The sequence below is a fragment of the Pseudomonas sp. F2 genome, assembly GCF_057174385.1.
The window spans coordinates 6,031,305-6,048,142 of the sequence record NZ_CM169904.1; the positions used below are offsets into that span (position 1 = coordinate 6,031,305).

The window sequence follows — 16,838 nt, forward strand, 5'->3', positions numbered from 1 at the left end:
AATCACCCCCATCAGCTTCACCCCGTGTTTACGGGGCCAAATGGGAGTTCCAATCAAGCAAAGGCCATATGTCACACCGGAAAATGGTTTCAGTTACTAACCCGGTTGACTGCGTTACATTGAAGGACAGTGTAAATCTCCAAACTTACAATTTTCTATATGTCAATGCCCATCATCAAAAAAGATGGACATTTTTTCGAAATCCTGTAGAGTGCATCAACTGTCTCGATGGACAGACCGACACCTCGAAGAGCCTCACGCGAACACTGTTATTACAGCGTTTTAGATGGGGCTTTTTTGTGGGCGGTATTTAACCAAAACAACCGGCAATACCCGAGAGGAATGCCTATGACATTGAACTGAACAGGAGAACCCCACAATGCAGCACCCATTCGTTCTAAATTTGACCCTCGCCGCCCATGCTGCAAATGATGACGCCTCCTCCAAGGCGCCGACTGTCCTTGATCCTCGCAAAGAAAAAGTTATCGCACTCCATAGAACCGGAATGTCCCGCCGGAAGATTATTGAAGCAACAGGCGAAACCGAGCATTACGTTCGCCAAGCCATCAAGGGCGTGCCTGTAGACAAAAAGCTACCAACATCCCCCTTCGAGCTTGCAGTCGCTCGGTGCTATCCAATAGCGATCCGTGGCAGCGGAATCAAGGACTACCAGTTTCGAGCCGTGATGCACGAATGCTACGGTAGTGAATGGGATGCTGAGAAAAGTAAGTACAAAGGGCGATGCACCGCCGACCAACTCAAACGAGTGAGGGAGCGGATTCGTGACCGTGCAGAAGCAGAAGGACAGTCTGCCATTTTTGTTATGGACTGGATCAATGCAGACAATCCAGTCGAGTCGAATACGGTAATCACGCAATGCGCTTCGAATCTGCAAGATGCCATTCAAGAGGCTGTAGATGAGTTCATGAGGGTGTCAGGAATACAGCATGTCGAAGAAGGCGTTGATCTTGCAATGGCCAGGAGAAAGCAAAGATTTGCAGCACGTCAGCACATCCTCAAGCTGGCAGTCAAAGGGTTTTCTAAGGAGCCTGTTGGACGACTACAGGAGCGCGCGTTGGACCAGGTTAACCAACTCGCAGGCACTCCGGATGTTCCCGGCGTGAGCCTTTCAGTGATCAAGCTCCATCATCCCGAGCCAAAAGGAAGTGATGCATTTTTGGATTACTGCGAAGGACAAGGCTGGTTGCACCCTGATCATTATCCAGAAGTTGAGCTCGCCATTTCAGCAGCAGGATACTGATAGGAAGAATCACCCACTCACGCCCACCATATATACACAGTGGGTGGGCGGGTGATGCCCCCCACGATACTCCCCAGACGGTAACGTCTGAGTGGGATAACCAGTTCCATAACAAATGTCGTATCGTCCCGATTCTGGATCAACACACCAATAAATAAATATAGTATCAACTCACATCAACGCTCTTGCTCTGCTGCACCGAAGGTGAGTTGTCAGCATCCGCTGACGGGATACTAACGAATACGTTCGTATTCATTTCTGCACCAACAGAGAAGAGCAAGATCAAAATCACAAGAAAAGAGCTGGATTTGTGTGATCTTTATTTGTTACTGAAGTACATCCGAGGGAATTGTCGGCGGTCACGCCGGAGCTGAGTACAGTTGAAAACTGACGTTTTCGGTGCAAAGACTTTGGTGCGAATACACTTCAGCGGAGCTGGAAAAGTATCATGCTCGAAGCTCCGCTGTACGTATGCAAAAACTACCGAAGGTAGAAGTACAGAAATACCACCACCAGAATCACGAACATAACCCGACCTTGAAGCACATCAGAGTTTAATTGGTCACTCTTGATCTGCTTGTAAGTATCGGTGTCGTTCAGACCTTGTGCCTTGTAGTGCATGATCTGATTGATTTGTTTGTCGAGTTTCTTGTTGTGGCCTTGATTGCTCGAAGCAACAACGAGCCACACGATCAGCCAAAGACCTCCGGTCAGCACTGTCATGATCACGTGCAGAATGTGATTCGTTTTCTTCTTCTGGGTAGTCAGTACAAACAGTTTTTCGTTCATGGGGGGCATCCCTGTCAAGTACAAGGTGGGCGAGTGGTGAGGATACCAATGTATCAATTGGTGTGTCATCAGTTGGTGTGTTCACGATTGGTGCACCTCCGACCATCATTCGGGCATGCAGCCAAATCAGAATCTAAGAAAGGGCTTCGGCCAACGAATTCGAGAACTACGTACCAGTCAGGGCTTCAGTCAGGAAGCTTTTGCTGATCGGTGCGGGTTCGTTCGAACGTACATGTCACGAATTGAGACGGGCACCGCTAACCCCAGCCTAGACGCGGCCAAGGTGCTTGCTGAGGGGTTGGGGATGTCGCTATCGGAGCTATTACAAGGGCTTTGATCCCACCGAAATATCACACATCTTTAATCATTCGACGATATTCAAGGAACGGTGCATGAGCGAGGAAAAGGGTGGTGAAGGCAGCAACTCTGTTAAGGGCGCCATAGAGGCCGCTACGGGATTAGTGAAGGCTATCCCCATTTACGATGACATGCTTCAGCCGGCCGCGAAGCAGATTGGAAAGACACTGGAAACAGTTTGTAAGGCTGTGAACCTGGCTCTCGCACCAGTTAGCGGCCTGGTTTGGGGTTACGAACAGTTTCAGACGTTCATCGATACCAAGGTTGCAGACCGCCTCAAAGATATTCCTGCTGAAGACATCATAACGCCCAAGCCAAACGTCGCTGGCCCAGCTATTGAAGCTCTGCGGTATTCGGGCCATGAAGCATCATTAGCTGATATGTATGCAAATCTCTTAGCTACGGCAATGAATCAAAAAGTTGCCAGCGGCGCTCATCCAGCCTTTGTTGAATTTATCAAGCAATTGACATCAGACGAAGCCAAACTAATACGATCATTTCTCGATCCCGATGAAGCATTTCCTATCGTCACGGTGAAGGCTTCGGATACAGAGAAAAGTGATGGATCTTGGGACATCGCAGTAAACGTGTCATTGCTTGGCGAAAATGCCTGCATTGATCTCCCTGATTTTACACCGTCTTATATAGACAACCTATGTCGGCTCGGCTTGATCGAAATACGAGAGGATTGGGCTTATACGGATGCGACGATTTATTCGGAGCTGGAGAGTAGCTCTAAGATAGCTGCATACAAAACGCTGATTGAAAAAGAATGGGGCAAGTTTTTTTCTTTGGAGCGGCGCGCCGTCCATCTAACCAATCTAGGTCGGCAGTTCGGAGATGTATGCGTATTAGGTGCAAGCATGGACGGAAATTGACCAAGTAAATAGTATCATCGTGGGGGAGCTTGGCTCTCTCACACCTTCAAGGAGCGAGCCATGCCAGACAATACAGAAGCCCATGTAGCAACCGCAGACGTACTAACCCTCCTGCTGCACAACCAGCACGCACTTGCAGCAGCGATTGAAGAAGTGGCCCTTTGGGTTAGGGCCAATGGTTCCAGTGAAATCCATGAGAACGCCGTCACCGCTTTGCAGACTCTCGATGTGAATGCATCAGCAATCACCGCTGGTATTTTCAAGCTCCGACAATAGCCTGATCACTGCAGTAGGCTCCGGCAGCGGCCATCTCGATCATCATCACTGCTAAGGTGTGCATCCTGAGGGAGATCGCGAACAAGACGCTCTCTGCGAAGGATGAGTGTCCCCGAGCGGCGTCTGTCAGCTGAAAGGCTGTCCCAGTAGGCATTCGTTATCGAGAAAGCCAAACCTCACGATTTATTGAAGCTGTTTGATAAGGGGGGGGCTGTTGTCTTTTTAAGTAAATATCACTTGTGCTCACATGACTTTAATGTAGTAAAATGAAAGCCAATTGTGATTTTTAGTTTAATTGTGCATGGAGTAGCGAAATGGCTGGTTTTCCCTCGCCCGAGGAGTTTTGTCTCAAGGTTCCTTTGTACAAAGAGTTTCAAGTAAGTAAGGATGATATTGAGAATGTGTCTGCTCTGCTGCTGTACGCCGGGCATTTGGATGCGTACTGCCCCCAGTGCAAGTCACATACAGTTTCCAATTGCGAAAGCAGCATCAAAGCCCCTTGGATTCATGATGAAAACTGGTATGGAGCTCGTTTTTTTAATATATATTCTAATTGCTCAAGAAATAAAAGTCATGTGAGCATTTACACCTTTAGGACAAACCAGCACTCTGGCATACAGAAGATTGGGCAGTACCCGTCTACTGCGGAGTCTAACTTGTTCGATGTCAAAAAATATTCTAAGGTTTTAGGGGCTGAAGAATTTAAAGGATTCACTAAAGCAATTGGTCTTGCAGCTCACGGAATAGGTGCCGGCTCCTTAGTTTATCTGAGGCGTATCTTTGAGTCATTGATAAAGGATGCACAGGTAATTGCTTCGAAAGAGCCCGGGTGGGATGAGGTCGCTTACAGCAACGGCCGAATGCAAGACCGAGTGAAGCTATTAAAAGATCATCTACCAAGCTTTCTGGTTGATCATCACAAGATTTACGGCGTGATGAGCAGTGGAGTCCATGAACTTTCAGAGGCTGACTGTCTAGAGTTTTTCCCATTGCTGAAAATTAGCATTGAACTCATTCTTGATCAGAAAATATTAGAGTCTGAGAAGCAAAAGAAAACTCAGGACGTAAGTAAGTTCTTGAGCAAATTTGATCAGATGAAATCAAAATAGTTCGACGCCAAAAAGACGCTTCTAACCTAAACGAGCGTACTTAATCCCTATCCATTGGGGGCGTTACGCTGCTGCGATTAGGGCGTACTCCTATAGGTACACCCTAGTGACCATCTATCGGTGAATACAGAATCTGTATTCAATAGGGTTTATTTCGAATTTCGAATACACTCATAATGCCAGCCTCTAGAGCCAAATGAATACAGAGGGCGGGAATATGGCGAACATTGGCTATGTACGGGTTTCATCGGCTGACCAGAATACAGATCGTCAGTTGGACGGGGTTGCACTAGATGAAGTGTTCACCGACAGGGTTTCAGGAGCGACAACAGACCGCCCTGAGCTACAGGCAATGCTTCGTCACATCCGCAAGGGTGATGTTCTCCACGTCCACAGTATCGACCGCCTGGCTCGCTCATTAGAAGACTTGCTGTCTCTGGTGAAAGGAATGATTGCCAAGGGGGTGGCGGTGCAGTTCCACAAGGAAGGTCTTCACTTCACTGGCGAAGCCAGCCCTATGCAGGAACTCATGCTGGGCCTGTTGGGCAGCGTCGCGCAGTTTGAGCGTGCATTGATCCGTGAACGTCAGGCAGAAGGCATCCAGAAGGCCAAGGCAGCAGGCGTCTATAAAGGGCGTGTGAAGACGGTGGATGACGAGGCCATTCGCAAGGCAATGGCAGAAGAGGGCGCATCGTTCCGTAAGGTAGCAAAGGCTCTTGGTGTTAGTCTGAGCACCGTGCAACGTGCCATGAAGAACTAACCTTGCTGAGACAGCCTATCAGCCCGCCTTGAGTGGGCTTCGTTGATTCTCCAGTCGTGGATAGTCTCTGATATTGCTCACCTCCGACAGCGTCTGAGGGCGATACAGGGCGTTAGATTATTTCTACTTTTCCAGTGTTTGGATAAGCCCCTGTCGCAGGTCGTTTAACAGCGCAGGCAAGACCGAGCCAATCTTATTTTTCAGACGGAAACGCAGAAGCTGAGCGAGAGTGCTCAGTGAATTTTGGCGGGGCCAGGTTTGGGAGATATTGCGGGGAGAACCACCAAATCAGCGCAAGCTTGGTGGCTTGTCGCTAGAGCTTACCGAGGTAGGCTACGAAGGTGTTGGCACACATCTTCCCACGCCCCATTGCGGAAGCGTTGGTATTGACGGACGTGCACGGTCTTTTCACGCGTTACACTGCGGGTGTAGCTGTTTGGATTTTGCATGGCATTAGCCTCTAATTTACGTGAGGTGTTAGGTACAGCGCACGTATCCAGAGGCGACCACTGATCAATCACTAATTGACGCAGTGGCGTCAATTAGATTAAATAGCGACCTTCTCTTTAGCCGTGCAAACGCATGTCAAAGGGGATGCGAGTGGTCACGTATCGTTTTTGCGGACTGAAACGCGGCTACTCGCAGACATCTTTCAACAGAACCGCCCCGTTGGGCGGTTTTGTGCGTCTGGCTGCATCATAATCGATTTCAAAAAAAGCCTGCAAGCCCCTCTAGTGCATTTAGAGCAATTTTCTGTGCCTGACCGCCTTGTCATTCGCCTTTGACGTCAAAAACGCTCCTATAGCCCCTTGAGAGGCCCTGAAGAGGCCCTCAAAAGGGTATTTCGAGGCGAACTCCTTCCCTCCGATAAAAGAGCTTTCTCACGAGATGAGAGTCCGAGGAGGCTTAAACCCCAACATGTAGGGTTTCGTAGGGAGGCGACCACAAGATAGTGCGTTTTAGGCGGGTGTTGCAACGTACTGCCTGTGGATAACCCTGTGTAACGAAAGTGAGAAAGCAGTCAATCCGCTGGCGTTGAGCCTTCGTCACTTATTTCTGGGCATACGTCTTTTTTGCGCAAGCGAACCCTTTCACAAAAATCCTTCTATATAGAGGACGCGATCAGTGCTCGTTTCAGTGGGCGGAAATGCTCACTACTTTTCGGTTTGCGGGCCATCACGTCAAGCATTTGGCCAAGAAACCATAATGTGCCGACACGTCCTACCTCCTTCTTAGGGCGATGTGGCAGAGTGATGCCTCCTATTCTGCTGACATGGATTGTGTATGAGTATTCCTGATCATCTAATTCAAGCCGTTCGCGATAACCCTTTGGATGGTGTCGCGGCTGTTTGTCACTATGTACTGGAAGAAGTCGAGAACACTGCTGACTGGACGCAAGAGCTGCATGGATTGATGTTGGAGTCCGCTGCATTGATTCTGAGTCTTGAAGAACAAGATTTGATTTCTCATCTGGTAATGGCGCCCAGCCTTGATGGGAACATGGGCCAAATCTGCAACAAGCTCCGAACCTTCCTGAGCGACGTTCAGGGTGAGATGGTTGGCCAGTCGTCTGCCCAGAGGCTGGAAAGCATGAAAAGTCGATTCTCCATTACGCTGGCAAACGGGTTTGGTTACGAGTTTACTGATGGTGATTTAAAACGTATTCAACAGTTGATAAATCAGCTGCGGGAGATGGTGTCAGCTAACACCGAACTCGATCAGGGGCACAAGCAACGACTCCTTAAACGCCTAGAGAAGATGCAGGCGGAGTTGCACAAGAAAATGTCCGACCTAGCGGTGTTCTACTCCTTGATGGGAGATGCTGGCGTGGCATTGGGCAAGCTCGGCGAAGGTGCAAAGCCGATTGTAGAGGCGATCAAGGAATTGACGGGCTTAGCTTGGAAATCACAAGCAAGGGCCGAGCAGTTAGAGTCTGGTGCCGAGAATCCCATGCTTGGCCATGAGTCCGAGCCGCCAAAGTTAGATTGATGCCCGGCGAACATGTGAGCACGGCCTGACGTGTTTTCGCTACCGGCCTTGCTGCAATAGCGTAGCTGTATAAGGGGGGGAGCCATTCCTTGATTTTGCCCCCCCCCCCACGTTGTCAGCGCACGCTGACGTTTAAAAAGTTGGGATGGTGGGCAGCTTCGCGACGGCGTCGAACTTCTGTTTCGGTGATGATCCATTCGAATACACATCGAACGTCACCGTTCCAGTTTCGTGACCTACTAGCTCCTTGATCAGCCTGTCAGGTACGTCTGCCCTCACCAGTGATGTGATAACCGTCGCCCTGATCGAATGGAATACGCGGGTGCGATCAAAGCCCAAGGTTGTTTTCAGCCTACCAAACGCCTTGCTCAGCGCATCCGACCGAGTCCCGTATTTGTTATTGCTGCCGGTAGGCACCAGATAGCCATCCGTAGATGATTCGCTGAGTCGATCCACCAGCGTTATCAGTTTGGGATGAACTGGCACTTGTCGAATACCTGCAACGGTTTTCGAATCCACGATATCGAACATCGTCACCCCGTCTACGGTAATCAGATGTTCCTTGCGAAGCTGGCACAGTTCCTCAATGCGAGCGCCGGTATACCCACCCAGCAAGATCAAGTCTGGTAGCGCGCCGAGATTCTGTTCCTTAGCTGCTTTGTACAGGGTGCCGACTTCCTCAACGGTGAAAGCCTTCCGTTTCGCGTCAAGCTTGGCCTTGCCCTTAAGGGAGGGTAGGGAATGTTTTTCGAATGGGTTCACATGCCCTTTGAAGGTCTGTCGCCACTGTGGCTCATGCGTCATTGCCCACTGCCAAAACTGACTACCAGCGAGCAGGTACTGTTGCTTGGTCTTCGAACTGAGTTTCATGCCCTGTAGCCAAGCACTCACCGAATCAAAGTCGAGCTTGGTGCCAATCGTTTGCAGATGCTCCGACAGACTCAACAGCTTCGACTCCTGCTGATTCACCGTCTTGAGTGCGACGTGATGCTCAAGCCTGTAGGTGCGGAATGAGGCAAGTCGAGCTTTCGTAATCGGGGAGCGAGCTTTGAGAGCAGCCGGATCTTTCACCAGTGTTTCCAGTTCTTGGCCCTGCTCAGTGGTGAGTCTGTATTCATTGCTAAGACGTTTTTTCAGCAGCTCCTTCATGCCTGCGTTCAGTTCATCCTGAATTTCTATACGGCCCTCAAGGCCTCTCTGAAGCCGATCACCCACAAGCATTTTCACTGCTGCCATAAAGCGGGGGCTATTCATCAGTTTGGCTTGAAGAGCGGGATCAATGTAGGGGAGAGGGGGAGCAGGCTCACCCACAAGTGCTCGCTTCTGGCCGAGTGTTAGCGTATCCAGATCCTCCACAATCTGAGACACATTCTCTTGCCAGCCATCGCCAAGCAGTCTGCCTTCGCGTATGGCTTTTATCTGGCTCTTCCAAGCGTGCAGGATGGGCAGGCGACGGAACATTGCCTCTTCTCGCGAGCCAGTTTTCAGCGACAGCGACAGAATACGACGACCACCGAAAGCCTCTCGCACGTCCTTGGGGATATCCATTCTGACGTGGTAGGTGCCACCCTGAAGTTCGAGATTGTTGGCCTTAGGCATCGTGACTTGCTCCACTAATTCTACGTAAGGAGTCTACGTAAAATCGCCGGGAAAGCCAGTGAATACGGCGTTTGTTGGGGCTCGTGGTTGCGAATGGTGAGTCCCTATCTCTCCGCCATTACACAGAAAAAGCCCCGTAGCTGAAGAGCTACGGGGCTTTTTTGTTTCTGCAGGTTTTAGAGACCCCGCCTCAGCTCCTCACGGCTGCGGATGCCCCAGCTTCTGCTTGATCAAGTCATACACTTCCTTGTGTGTCGAGTTACGCAGGGTGTTGTCCTTGCAAGCCGAGGCCAGGAAGGTCTTCACTTCGTCCTTGGCGTGCGGATAGAGGCTGGCGACGTAGTCGGCTTCGTGTGTTTGGGTGCAATTGAAGTGCTTGTCGTCTTTCGCTTTGTCTCTAGCCATGGTGCGGCTCCTTTTTTGAGTTGAACGTCAAATGGCGGAACAGGGCTGGATCGCCCCCCACGCTGGAGAGCGTAGGGGCGCGGAAGTGCTTCGCCAGCGCTTCAGGCAAAAAAGGAAGAGGCTGTAGGACGTGGCGCTCTGCCAATCGCGGAGTCAGATCTCCTTCACCGGCGTATCGCTCTGCACACCCTTGATCAACTCGATCACGTGTAAACAGTCAGCCTTGTTCACGTAGGACTCGCCACTGGCAACCGTCTCGTGGTTTCCCGCCCGCAGCCGCCAGCGCCATTGGCCTTTGCCGGTGCTCGGGGTGCCTCGGGATTGCCTGTAGATCTCGAAATACATTCAGTTCGCTCCTTGCGATGGTGTTTGCGACAACCTGTGTGTCGCATCGACGCAAGCCTAGCGGAGCGAGTTTTTTTCGCTATCGGGCATTTGTTTCCAATCGTTGGCAGATGTTTCTGAGGAGTGCGGACTAGAGCGTGCGCAATGGCGTCTGGATTGGCCGGAATGTCGCCAATTGCGCCTTGCAAGGCTAACGGCGCTACTGCTTAATACGGGACGGCTCATGGCGTTGAAAATGTTTCGACGACCGACAAACACTATAAAAAGAGCATTCCCTTGACTGAGCATGGAACAGCACAGGCCACACGGGTCACGTTATCGCTGGTTGTCCCGGTTTTTAACGAGGAGGACAGTCTCGACGCGTTCATTCGGCGCATTGATGAAGTCTTCCGGCACCAGACCTCGATTGCTCTGGAACTGTTGTTCGTCAATGACGGCAGTACCGATGCCACGCTTGAGGGGCTGCTGGAACGTCAGCAGCACGACGCGCGTTTGCGCATCGTCGACCTGAGCCGCAATTTCGGCAAGGAGGCCGCCTTGTCCGCTGGCCTGCAGATCGCCACCGGGCAGATCATTGTCCCCATCGATGCCGACCTGCAGGACCCGCCCGAAGTCATTCTGCAAATGATCGAGCGCTGGCGCGAAGGCTATGAAGTCGTGCTCGGCCATCGCATCAGTCGCCGCAGCGACACCTGGGCCAAGCAGACTTCCGCCCACTGGTTCTATCGCCTGCACAACAAGATTGCCGAGCAACCGCTGCCGGAAAACGTCGGTGATTTCCGTCTGATGGACCGTTGCGTGGTCGACGCCTTGCTGACCTTGCCCGAGTCCCGGCGCTTCATGAAGGGCCTGTTTGCCTGGGTGGGGTTTCGCACCACCCATGTGGATTACGAGCGGCCCGAACGCGTGGCCGGGCAGAGCAAGTTCAACGGCTGGCGGCTGTGGAATTTTGCCCTGGAGGGCATCACCAGTTTCAGTACCGAACCGCTGCGAATCTGGACTTACATTGGCGCGGCCGTGTCGCTGGTATCGTTTGCCTTCGCCATTTTTATTGTGCTGCGCACACTGATCCACGGCATCGACATGCCCGGTTATGCCTCGTTGATGGTAGCCGTGACGTTCCTCGGTGGCCTGCAGTTGATCGGCATCGGCGTACTCGGCGAGTACCTGGGGCGCACTTACATCGAATCCAAACGCCGGCCGGTTTTTCTGGTGCGTCGCGTCTATGACCCCAAGGACTGATACATGGATCTCAAGGAAACCGACATCCTCGGCGACAGCATCGGCGAGCATTGGTATTACTGCTCCAAAGCGGCGGCAACGCGTCGTCTGCTCGGTGAGGCACCGATCACGCGGATTCTCGACGTGGGCGCCGGATCGGGTTTTTTTTCGCATCATCTGTTGACCCAAACCTCGGCGCAGGAGGCGTGGTGCGTCGATATCAGCTACCCCGCCGATTCTGATGCAAGCACTGCCGGCAAACCGGTGCATTATCGTCGCGATATCGAAGCCGTCGACGCGGACCTGGTGCTGCTGATGGACGTGCTGGAGCATGTCGACGACGACCTCGGCCTGCTCAAGGCTTACGTCGATAAAGTGCCGTCCGGCAGCCGTTTTCTGATGACGGTGCCGGCGTTCCAGTTCCTCTGGAGCGGGCATGATGATTTTCTCGAACACAAACGCCGCTACACCCTGGCGCAGTTTGAAGCCCTGGCCCGTGACGCCGGCTTGACTGTGCAGCGCGGTGCCTACTATTTCGGCGCGGTGTTTCCGATCGCGGCGGTCTTGCGTTTGCTGCCCCAAGGCCCGCAGGCCGCCGCGCCGCAGTCTCAACTCAAGCGTCATCATCCGTTGGTCAACGGCGTGCTCAAGACCCTCTGCCGCCTTGAACTGCCGCTGATGCGGATGAACCGTCTGGCTGGTCTGAGCGTGTTTGTGCTGGCGTGCAAACCGTGACTTCAGCCGACCGATCGGCGTTGATCCAGCGCGGTTTGCGCTTTGCCGTGACCGGGCTGTTCGTCACCGCGCTGCATGCGCTGGTGGCGGTGCTGTTCATCAACTTCGTGGCCCCGCAACCGCCGTTGGCCAACGGTGTGGCATTCGCTGTGGCGACGGTGGTGTCCTACGTGATCAACACCACCTGGAGTTTCTCCGCGCGGCTGCATGGCAGAACATTGGTGCGGTTCATGCTGGTGTCCTTCGGCGGGTTCTTGCTGGCGATGTTCGTTGCGTGGGCAGCGCAATTGGCTGGACTGCACTATTTGCTGGGCATCGGTGCCGTGGCGCTGATCATTCCGGCGTTCACCTTTGTGCTGCACAATTTCTGGACGTATCGATGAAAGGCTTGAACAAGCATCCGGCCTTGGCGCTGTTGCCGCTCCTGCTGGGAGCGCTGGCGTTTTTTCTGGTAATCGGCCCGCGTGCCCTTGATCCGCAAAACATTGCCTGGCTCAAGGACGGCGACCCGGCGACGCATTACCTGGGCTGGGTGTTCTTCCGCCATTCTCCATGGTCCTTTCCGCTCGGGCTGAATCCGTCCTATGGAATGGAGTTGGGCAGTGCGATCATTTTTTCCGATTCCAATCCGCTGCTGGCGTTGCTGTTCAAGCCGTTCGATGCGTGGCTGCCGGAAACATTCCAGTACTTCGGCATGTGGTTGTTGCTGTGTTTCGTTCTGCAGGCCTGGTTTGCCTGGAAGCTGCTCGGACTGATCACCGACAACCCCGTGTTGCGCCTGCTCGGCACAGGGCTCCTGGTGTTTTCGCCGCCGATGTTTCTGCGTACCGGTGGACATCTTTCGCTGGTCGGGCACTTCCTGATTCTCGCGGCGTTGTATCTGGCACTCCACCCGGCACTCGAGCGCCGACGTTTGGCGTGGGCAGCATTGCTCGCCGTGACGGCATTGGTTCACGCTTACCTGTTGGGCATGGTGGCGCTGATCTGGGTCGCGGATCTGTTTGGCAAGTTGTGGGCTGGCAAGCTGACGCGCCGTCAGGTCTTTATCGAGCTGGGCGGCTTGTTCGCGCTGGTGAGCGTGTGCTGCTGGCAGGCGGGTTATTTCAGTATTACCGATGGCGCGGCGGGCGGCGGTTTCGGCTTTTATCGAATGAACTTGTTGTCGCTGGTGGATCCAGACGGTTGGTCATTTGTCTTGCCGGGCATCCCCAAGGGCGCAGGCGATTACGAAGGTTTCAACTACCTGGGGCTGGGTGTCCTGTTGCTGCTGCCGCTGGCCGCTATCGGCTGGTACAAAAGTGGTATCTCGTTGAAGGCTTTGTTGTGCAGTCGCCCGTTCTTGTTGTTGGCGTTGATCGGATTAACGCTGTTCGCGCTGTCGAACCAGATCGGATTCGGCCTGCAGACGTTCAGCTATCCGCTGCCAGAATTCGTGCTGCGTGCAGCGAGTATTTTTCGTGCCTCGGGTCGGATGTTCTGGCCGGTGTTTTACGCCATCGTGATATTGCTGACTTATCTGGTGGTGCGCGGCTATCGAACGCGAGTCGCCATGGGGCTGCTGGCGCTGGCGTTAATGGTGCAAGTCACTGACACCCGGATTGCCTGGGCAGGTTTGAGAGCAGCGAAAATGCTGCCCGAAGCGTCGGCCTGGGCCAGCCCGATGCATGATCCGTTCTGGGCCAGTGCGGCGGCGCACTACAAGAGCATCCGTGCCGTGATGCCGAAAAATCAACCGGACCAATGGCAGGCGATTGCCGATTTCGCCGCCACCCATGGGCTGGAAACCGACGCGGCTTACCTAGGGCGTACGAGCCCCAAGGCGCTGGACAAGCTGTTGCTCACGACGCAAAGCCAACTCGCCAGCGGCCAGTACGACAGCGATTCGCTGTACATCCTCGATGACGACGCGCTGGAGTTGGCGGTCAAGAGCATCCACAGCGAAACCGATCTGTTAACCCGCGTCGACGACTTTGTCGTGCTGGCCCCGGGCTGGAAACACTGTAATGACTGTCTGGCGATGGTCGATCAGGGGCGTGCGCTGTCGGCGATACCCTTGAGCCAGCCGGGGCTGGTGCAGACGTTCAACCGCAGCACTCGGCAACTGGTCAAAGGCTGGTCCACACCGGAAGCCTGGGGCACCTGGAGTGACGGACAGGATGCGCAACTGCTGCTGCGCGTGGCCCCCGGGTCGCATGCGCTGGTGATTGAGGCGCTGGCGTTTGCCATGCCGCCGAACCTCAGTCAGCGGGTGATCGTCAGCATCAATGGCGTCGAGGCGCTGTCGACGCGTCTGACCCAGGTGCAGGGCAATCGGCTGGAAATTCCGCTCAGCGCGGCGCAGGTCGCCGAGGAGTATCTGAATGTCCAGCTGCATCTGCCAGATGCGGTCAGCCCGAAAAAACTCGGTTTCAATGACGATGCGCGAGTCATGGGGCTGGGATTGCAAACCCTGACGGTGCAGTGAAATTGTCGAACAAACCGCCAATCGTCTGATAGACGCCGATCCCAAGGACTTCATACACTGCCAGCAGTCTGGGGATCGGGGGCAATGGATGAATCGAAATGAATTACGCAAGGCCGACATCAACCTGATGGTGGTGTTCGAGACCTTGATGCTCGAACGCAACGTCACCCGGGCGGCAGAGAAGCTGTTTCTCGGCCAGCCGACCATCAGCTCGGCCCTCAATCGCTTGCGCGCGATGTTCAATGACCCGCTGTTCATCCGCGTCGGCCATCGCATGGAACCGACCGCCCGCGCCGAAGAGTTGTTCAGGTATCTGTCGCCGGCGCTCGACTCGCTGTCGGTGGCGCTGAGCCTGACCCACGACTTCGACCCCGCGGTGAGCAACATGACGTTCCGGATCGGCCTGTCCGATGATGTCGAGTTCGGCCTGTTGCCGCCGCTGTTGCGGGCATTGCGCCAGGAGGCACCGAGCGTGGTGTTCGTGGTGCAACACGTCGACTACTGGCGCATTCCCGATCTGCTGGCGGCCGGCGACATTACCGTCGGCATCAGCCAGACCCGTGGCTTGCCGGCCAATGCCAAACGCAAGCTGCTGCGGCATATCCAGCCGAGCATCCTGCGTGCCGACGCCTCGGATTCGCCGCTGACCCTCGACGAATACTGTTCACGCCCACACGTACTGGTGTCGCACACGGCCAACATCAGCGGCTATGCCGATGAGTGGCTGGCGGAAATCGGTCGCACCCGGCATGTGGTGTTGTCGGTGCCGCAATACAGTGCGCTGCCGGCGTTGCTCGCCGGTACCGACCTGATCGCCAGCCTGCCGGACTACACCGCCGAAGCCATGGCGGCTTCTGGTCGATTGTTCAAAGAACCGTTCCCGTTCAAGACCCCGATGCTGGATCTGTCGATGGTCTGGCTCAGCCATGTCGACAGCGATCCGGCCGAACGCTGGCTGCGTTCGCGGCTTGAGGCATTCATGAGCGAACGGCCACTGACCGCGCCCTGAATTCCACCACAAATCTCCCTTGTGGGAGCGAGCCTGCTCGCGAAAGCGCAGTATCAGACAATATTGATTTGACTGAGATGTCCTCATCGCGAGCAGGCAAAAACCCGCACGGGAGCAGGGCAATGCTGTGGTATATGTACGACCTTTCTGCCGACTGACTGGAGCACCCCATGCCACATCTGCACATGGAATACACCGCCAACCTGCCGCAATTGAACGCGGATGTGGCGTTGATCCGGCTCAACAACACGCTGGTGGGTTCCGGTCAGTTCGCGGCGGAGTTCGATATCAAAAGCCGGGCGGTGAAGGTCGAGACTTTCAAGGTGGGCACCGGCATGGGCGAACGCGCCTTTGTCCACGTGAAGCTGGCGCTGCTCAGCGGTCGTTCGCCGCAAATCAAGAAGCAGCTCTCGGAAAGTCTGTTGGCGGTGTTGCAGGATCTGTGCGAGTGGCCGGCCGGGGTTGAAGTGCAGCTCTGTGTGGAGTTGCTCGATATCGACCGCGATTCCTACACCAAGACCGCCATCGGCGTGTAGGACTCAGGCCGCTTCCAGCTCATTGCAGACCTTGATGACCTGCTCGCGCAGCCAGACGTTGGCGCTGTCCTGATCGGCGTTCTGGCTCCACTGCATGTCGAGGGTGAACCCTGGCAGGCCGTTCGGCGCTTCGCAGTGATTGAACACCGCGTCGTTGGTCAGCAGACGCTGGATGCGCCGGGGCAGGGTGAGGATGAAGTCGGTGCCGGTGATCATTTTCAGCGCCGCGCTGTAGCTGTTTGAGCGCGCAACGATCTGCCGTTTCTGCGCCTGGCGCGCCAGCCAGCCATCAACCATGTTGGTGGTGGACGTCCAAGGAGTCGGGAACACATGACGCCGCTCGGTGAAGGCCTGCAGGCTCAGGCGCGGTTCCGGCGGCGTGGCGCGTTTGTCGAAGACGCAGACCAGATCGTCTTCCAGCAGCATTCGCGACTTGAGGTCGGTGTGGCTGCGGTGGAAGTTGGGGCCGAAACAGATGACCAGATCGAGGCTGCCTTCGCGCAGTTCGTCGGCGGGTACGTCGGTCTCGAATTTGTGCATGTTGACCACCACCGGCAAATCGTCGAAGTCGAAACGCTTCAACAGGCGCGGCAACACCAGTTGCTCGAAGTATTCCGGCGCGCAGATGTTGAAGGTTTTCGCTTGGTGGGTCGGGTCGAAGGCCGGGGCACCGGCGTGGCACAGGTTGATGCTTTCGAGAATTTTCTGCACATGGCCGTACATGGTGCCGGCTTTGTAGGTGGGGCGCATGCCTGTGCGGGTGTTGATGAACAGATCGTCTTCGAAACTGGTGCGCAATTTTTTCAGGCAGTAGCTGACAGTGGACTGGCTGACGCACAGCGTCTCCGAGACATCCGTGACGCTGCTTTGCTCATACACGGCGATAAACACCATGAGGTCCTGCATGTCGAGCTTTCGAAGCAAGTTACTGTTCAGCATCCGTTCCGTCTCGCTGTGCTCCTTGCGCTGAATCCGCGCAAACGTGTGCGCATGATCGTAACGGAACGATGGTGCCAGGACAAAGCCTTGTAGGACGATTCAATGTCAGTTGTGGGACAGAAAGTTTTAGCAACACGACGTCGCCAGATAAACCGCAAAAAGATGG

Annotated in this window: 18 protein-coding genes; 13 read left to right on the top strand and 5 right to left on the bottom strand. The window is 54.3% G+C overall.

The features are described 5' to 3' along the window. The first annotated feature begins 379 nt into the window (after positions 1 to 379). Positions 380 to 1,261 (top strand): hypothetical protein, encoded by an 882-nt coding sequence (locus tag AC193Q_RS27295; RefSeq protein ID WP_483879022.1) that lies wholly within the window; start codon positions 380 to 382, stop codon positions 1,259 to 1,261. 480 nt (positions 1,262 to 1,741) lie between these two features. On the opposite strand, the gene AC193Q_RS27300 is transcribed toward AC193Q_RS27295, so the two are convergent. Next, entirely contained in the window at positions 1,742 to 2,050 is a 309-nt protein-coding gene (locus tag AC193Q_RS27300) for a hypothetical protein (RefSeq protein WP_483879023.1), read from the bottom strand. 115 nt (positions 2,051 to 2,165) lie between these two features. Between AC193Q_RS27300 and AC193Q_RS27305 the strand changes: the two genes are divergently transcribed. The 6 genes from AC193Q_RS27305 (at position 2,166) to AC193Q_RS27330 (ending at position 7,419) form a co-directional block, all read left to right on the top strand. Next, positions 2,166 to 2,387 (top strand): helix-turn-helix domain-containing protein, encoded by a 222-nt coding sequence (locus AC193Q_RS27305; RefSeq protein WP_483879024.1) that lies wholly within the window; start codon positions 2,166 to 2,168, stop codon positions 2,385 to 2,387. A gap of 55 nt (positions 2,388 to 2,442) precedes the next feature. Beyond that, positions 2,443 to 3,285: a DUF4393 domain-containing protein gene (locus tag AC193Q_RS27310; protein ID WP_483879025.1), complete on the top strand. Its 843-nt coding sequence runs from the start codon at positions 2,443 to 2,445 to the stop codon at positions 3,283 to 3,285. Positions 3,286 to 3,345: 60 nt separating this feature from the next. Further along, entirely contained in the window at positions 3,346 to 3,561 is a 216-nt protein-coding gene (locus AC193Q_RS27315) for a hypothetical protein (RefSeq protein ID WP_483879026.1), read from the top strand. A 314-nt stretch (positions 3,562 to 3,875) separates the two neighbouring features. Next, positions 3,876 to 4,670 carry a short-chain dehydrogenase gene (locus tag AC193Q_RS27320; RefSeq protein WP_483879027.1) on the top strand — a complete coding sequence of 265 codons (795 nt, stop codon included), beginning with the start codon at positions 3,876 to 3,878 and terminating at the stop codon, positions 4,668 to 4,670. A gap of 217 nt (positions 4,671 to 4,887) precedes the next feature. Further along, positions 4,888 to 5,430, top strand: a complete 543-nt coding sequence (locus AC193Q_RS27325; protein WP_483879028.1) for a recombinase family protein — start codon at positions 4,888 to 4,890, stop codon at positions 5,428 to 5,430. Between the two features lie 1,284 nt (positions 5,431 to 6,714). Further along, the gene (locus AC193Q_RS27330; protein ID WP_459796411.1) at positions 6,715 to 7,419 is read left to right on the top strand and encodes a hypothetical protein; all 705 of its coding nucleotides are present in this window, start codon (positions 6,715 to 6,717) and stop codon (positions 7,417 to 7,419) included. 132 nt (positions 7,420 to 7,551) lie between these two features. On the opposite strand, the gene AC193Q_RS27335 is transcribed toward AC193Q_RS27330, so the two are convergent. From AC193Q_RS27335 to AC193Q_RS27345, 3 genes are all read right to left on the bottom strand, one after another. Continuing rightward, positions 7,552 to 9,018, bottom strand: a complete 1,467-nt coding sequence (locus AC193Q_RS27335) for a tyrosine-type recombinase/integrase (protein WP_483879029.1) — start codon at positions 9,016 to 9,018, stop codon at positions 7,552 to 7,554. 198 nt (positions 9,019 to 9,216) lie between these two features. Next, positions 9,217 to 9,423 carry a hypothetical protein gene (locus tag AC193Q_RS27340; protein ID WP_027614505.1) on the bottom strand — a complete coding sequence of 69 codons (207 nt, stop codon included), beginning with the start codon at positions 9,421 to 9,423 and terminating at the stop codon, positions 9,217 to 9,219. A gap of 153 nt (positions 9,424 to 9,576) precedes the next feature. After that, on the bottom strand, positions 9,577 to 9,768 hold the full coding sequence (locus AC193Q_RS27345; protein WP_041070360.1) for a YegP family protein: 192 nt from the start codon (positions 9,766 to 9,768) through the stop codon (positions 9,577 to 9,579). Between the two features lie 276 nt (positions 9,769 to 10,044). On the opposite strand from AC193Q_RS27345, the gene AC193Q_RS27350 reads away from it, so the two are divergent. From AC193Q_RS27350 to AC193Q_RS27375, 6 genes are all read left to right on the top strand, one after another. After that, positions 10,045 to 11,010, top strand: coding sequence for a glycosyltransferase family 2 protein (locus tag AC193Q_RS27350; protein WP_483879030.1), 966 nt, complete (start codon positions 10,045 to 10,047; stop codon positions 11,008 to 11,010). Between the two features lie 3 nt (positions 11,011 to 11,013). Then, positions 11,014 to 11,724, top strand: coding sequence for a class I SAM-dependent methyltransferase (locus tag AC193Q_RS27355; RefSeq protein WP_047292295.1), 711 nt, complete (start codon positions 11,014 to 11,016; stop codon positions 11,722 to 11,724). Continuing rightward, positions 11,721 to 12,107, top strand: coding sequence for a GtrA family protein (locus AC193Q_RS27360; protein WP_095667243.1), 387 nt, complete (start codon positions 11,721 to 11,723; stop codon positions 12,105 to 12,107). The genes AC193Q_RS27355 and AC193Q_RS27360 overlap by 4 nt, the downstream gene beginning before the upstream one ends. Further along, positions 12,104 to 14,188 carry a DUF6311 domain-containing protein gene (locus AC193Q_RS27365; RefSeq protein WP_483879031.1) on the top strand — a complete coding sequence of 695 codons (2,085 nt, stop codon included), beginning with the start codon at positions 12,104 to 12,106 and terminating at the stop codon, positions 14,186 to 14,188. Before AC193Q_RS27360 ends, AC193Q_RS27365 begins: the two co-directional genes overlap by 4 nt. An 88-nt stretch (positions 14,189 to 14,276) precedes the next feature. Next, positions 14,277 to 15,197 carry a LysR substrate-binding domain-containing protein gene (locus AC193Q_RS27370; RefSeq protein WP_041070352.1) on the top strand — a complete coding sequence of 307 codons (921 nt, stop codon included), beginning with the start codon at positions 14,277 to 14,279 and terminating at the stop codon, positions 15,195 to 15,197. A gap of 170 nt (positions 15,198 to 15,367) precedes the next feature. Further along, positions 15,368 to 15,733, top strand: coding sequence for a 5-carboxymethyl-2-hydroxymuconate Delta-isomerase (locus AC193Q_RS27375; protein WP_041070350.1), 366 nt, complete (start codon positions 15,368 to 15,370; stop codon positions 15,731 to 15,733). 3 nt (positions 15,734 to 15,736) lie between these two features. Here the strand turns inward: AC193Q_RS27375 and AC193Q_RS27380 are convergent, their stop codons facing one another. Continuing rightward, positions 15,737 to 16,672, bottom strand: a complete 936-nt coding sequence (locus AC193Q_RS27380) for a LysR family transcriptional regulator (RefSeq protein ID WP_483879032.1) — start codon at positions 16,670 to 16,672, stop codon at positions 15,737 to 15,739. Positions 16,673 to 16,838: the final 166 nt, after the last annotated feature.

What these genes read in the sequence shown, in the direction of transcription:
- AC193Q_RS27295 (WP_483879022.1), top strand. Translation starts at nt 380, where the DNA reads ATGCAGCACCCATTCGTTCTAAATTTGACCCTCGCCGCCCATGCTGCA.
- AC193Q_RS27300 (WP_483879023.1), bottom strand. Translation starts at nt 2,050, where the DNA reads ATGAACGAAAAACTGTTTGTACTGACTACCCAGAAGAAGAAAACGAAT.
- AC193Q_RS27305 (WP_483879024.1), top strand. Translation starts at nt 2,166, where the DNA reads ATGCAGCCAAATCAGAATCTAAGAAAGGGCTTCGGCCAACGAATTCGA.
- AC193Q_RS27310 (WP_483879025.1), top strand. Translation starts at nt 2,443, where the DNA reads ATGAGCGAGGAAAAGGGTGGTGAAGGCAGCAACTCTGTTAAGGGCGCC.
- AC193Q_RS27315 (WP_483879026.1), top strand. Translation starts at nt 3,346, where the DNA reads ATGCCAGACAATACAGAAGCCCATGTAGCAACCGCAGACGTACTAACC.
- AC193Q_RS27320 (WP_483879027.1), top strand. Translation starts at nt 3,876, where the DNA reads ATGGCTGGTTTTCCCTCGCCCGAGGAGTTTTGTCTCAAGGTTCCTTTG.
- AC193Q_RS27325 (WP_483879028.1), top strand. Translation starts at nt 4,888, where the DNA reads ATGGCGAACATTGGCTATGTACGGGTTTCATCGGCTGACCAGAATACA.
- AC193Q_RS27330 (WP_459796411.1), top strand. Translation starts at nt 6,715, where the DNA reads ATGAGTATTCCTGATCATCTAATTCAAGCCGTTCGCGATAACCCTTTG.
- AC193Q_RS27335 (WP_483879029.1), bottom strand. Translation starts at nt 9,018, where the DNA reads ATGCCTAAGGCCAACAATCTCGAACTTCAGGGTGGCACCTACCACGTC.
- AC193Q_RS27340 (WP_027614505.1), bottom strand. Translation starts at nt 9,423, where the DNA reads ATGGCTAGAGACAAAGCGAAAGACGACAAGCACTTCAATTGCACCCAA.
- AC193Q_RS27345 (WP_041070360.1), bottom strand. Translation starts at nt 9,768, where the DNA reads ATGTATTTCGAGATCTACAGGCAATCCCGAGGCACCCCGAGCACCGGC.
- AC193Q_RS27355 (WP_047292295.1), top strand. Translation starts at nt 11,014, where the DNA reads ATGGATCTCAAGGAAACCGACATCCTCGGCGACAGCATCGGCGAGCAT.
- AC193Q_RS27365 (WP_483879031.1), top strand. Translation starts at nt 12,104, where the DNA reads ATGAAAGGCTTGAACAAGCATCCGGCCTTGGCGCTGTTGCCGCTCCTG.
- AC193Q_RS27370 (WP_041070352.1), top strand. Translation starts at nt 14,277, where the DNA reads ATGAATCGAAATGAATTACGCAAGGCCGACATCAACCTGATGGTGGTG.
- AC193Q_RS27375 (WP_041070350.1), top strand. Translation starts at nt 15,368, where the DNA reads ATGCCACATCTGCACATGGAATACACCGCCAACCTGCCGCAATTGAAC.
- AC193Q_RS27380 (WP_483879032.1), bottom strand. Translation starts at nt 16,672, where the DNA reads ATGCTGAACAGTAACTTGCTTCGAAAGCTCGACATGCAGGACCTCATG.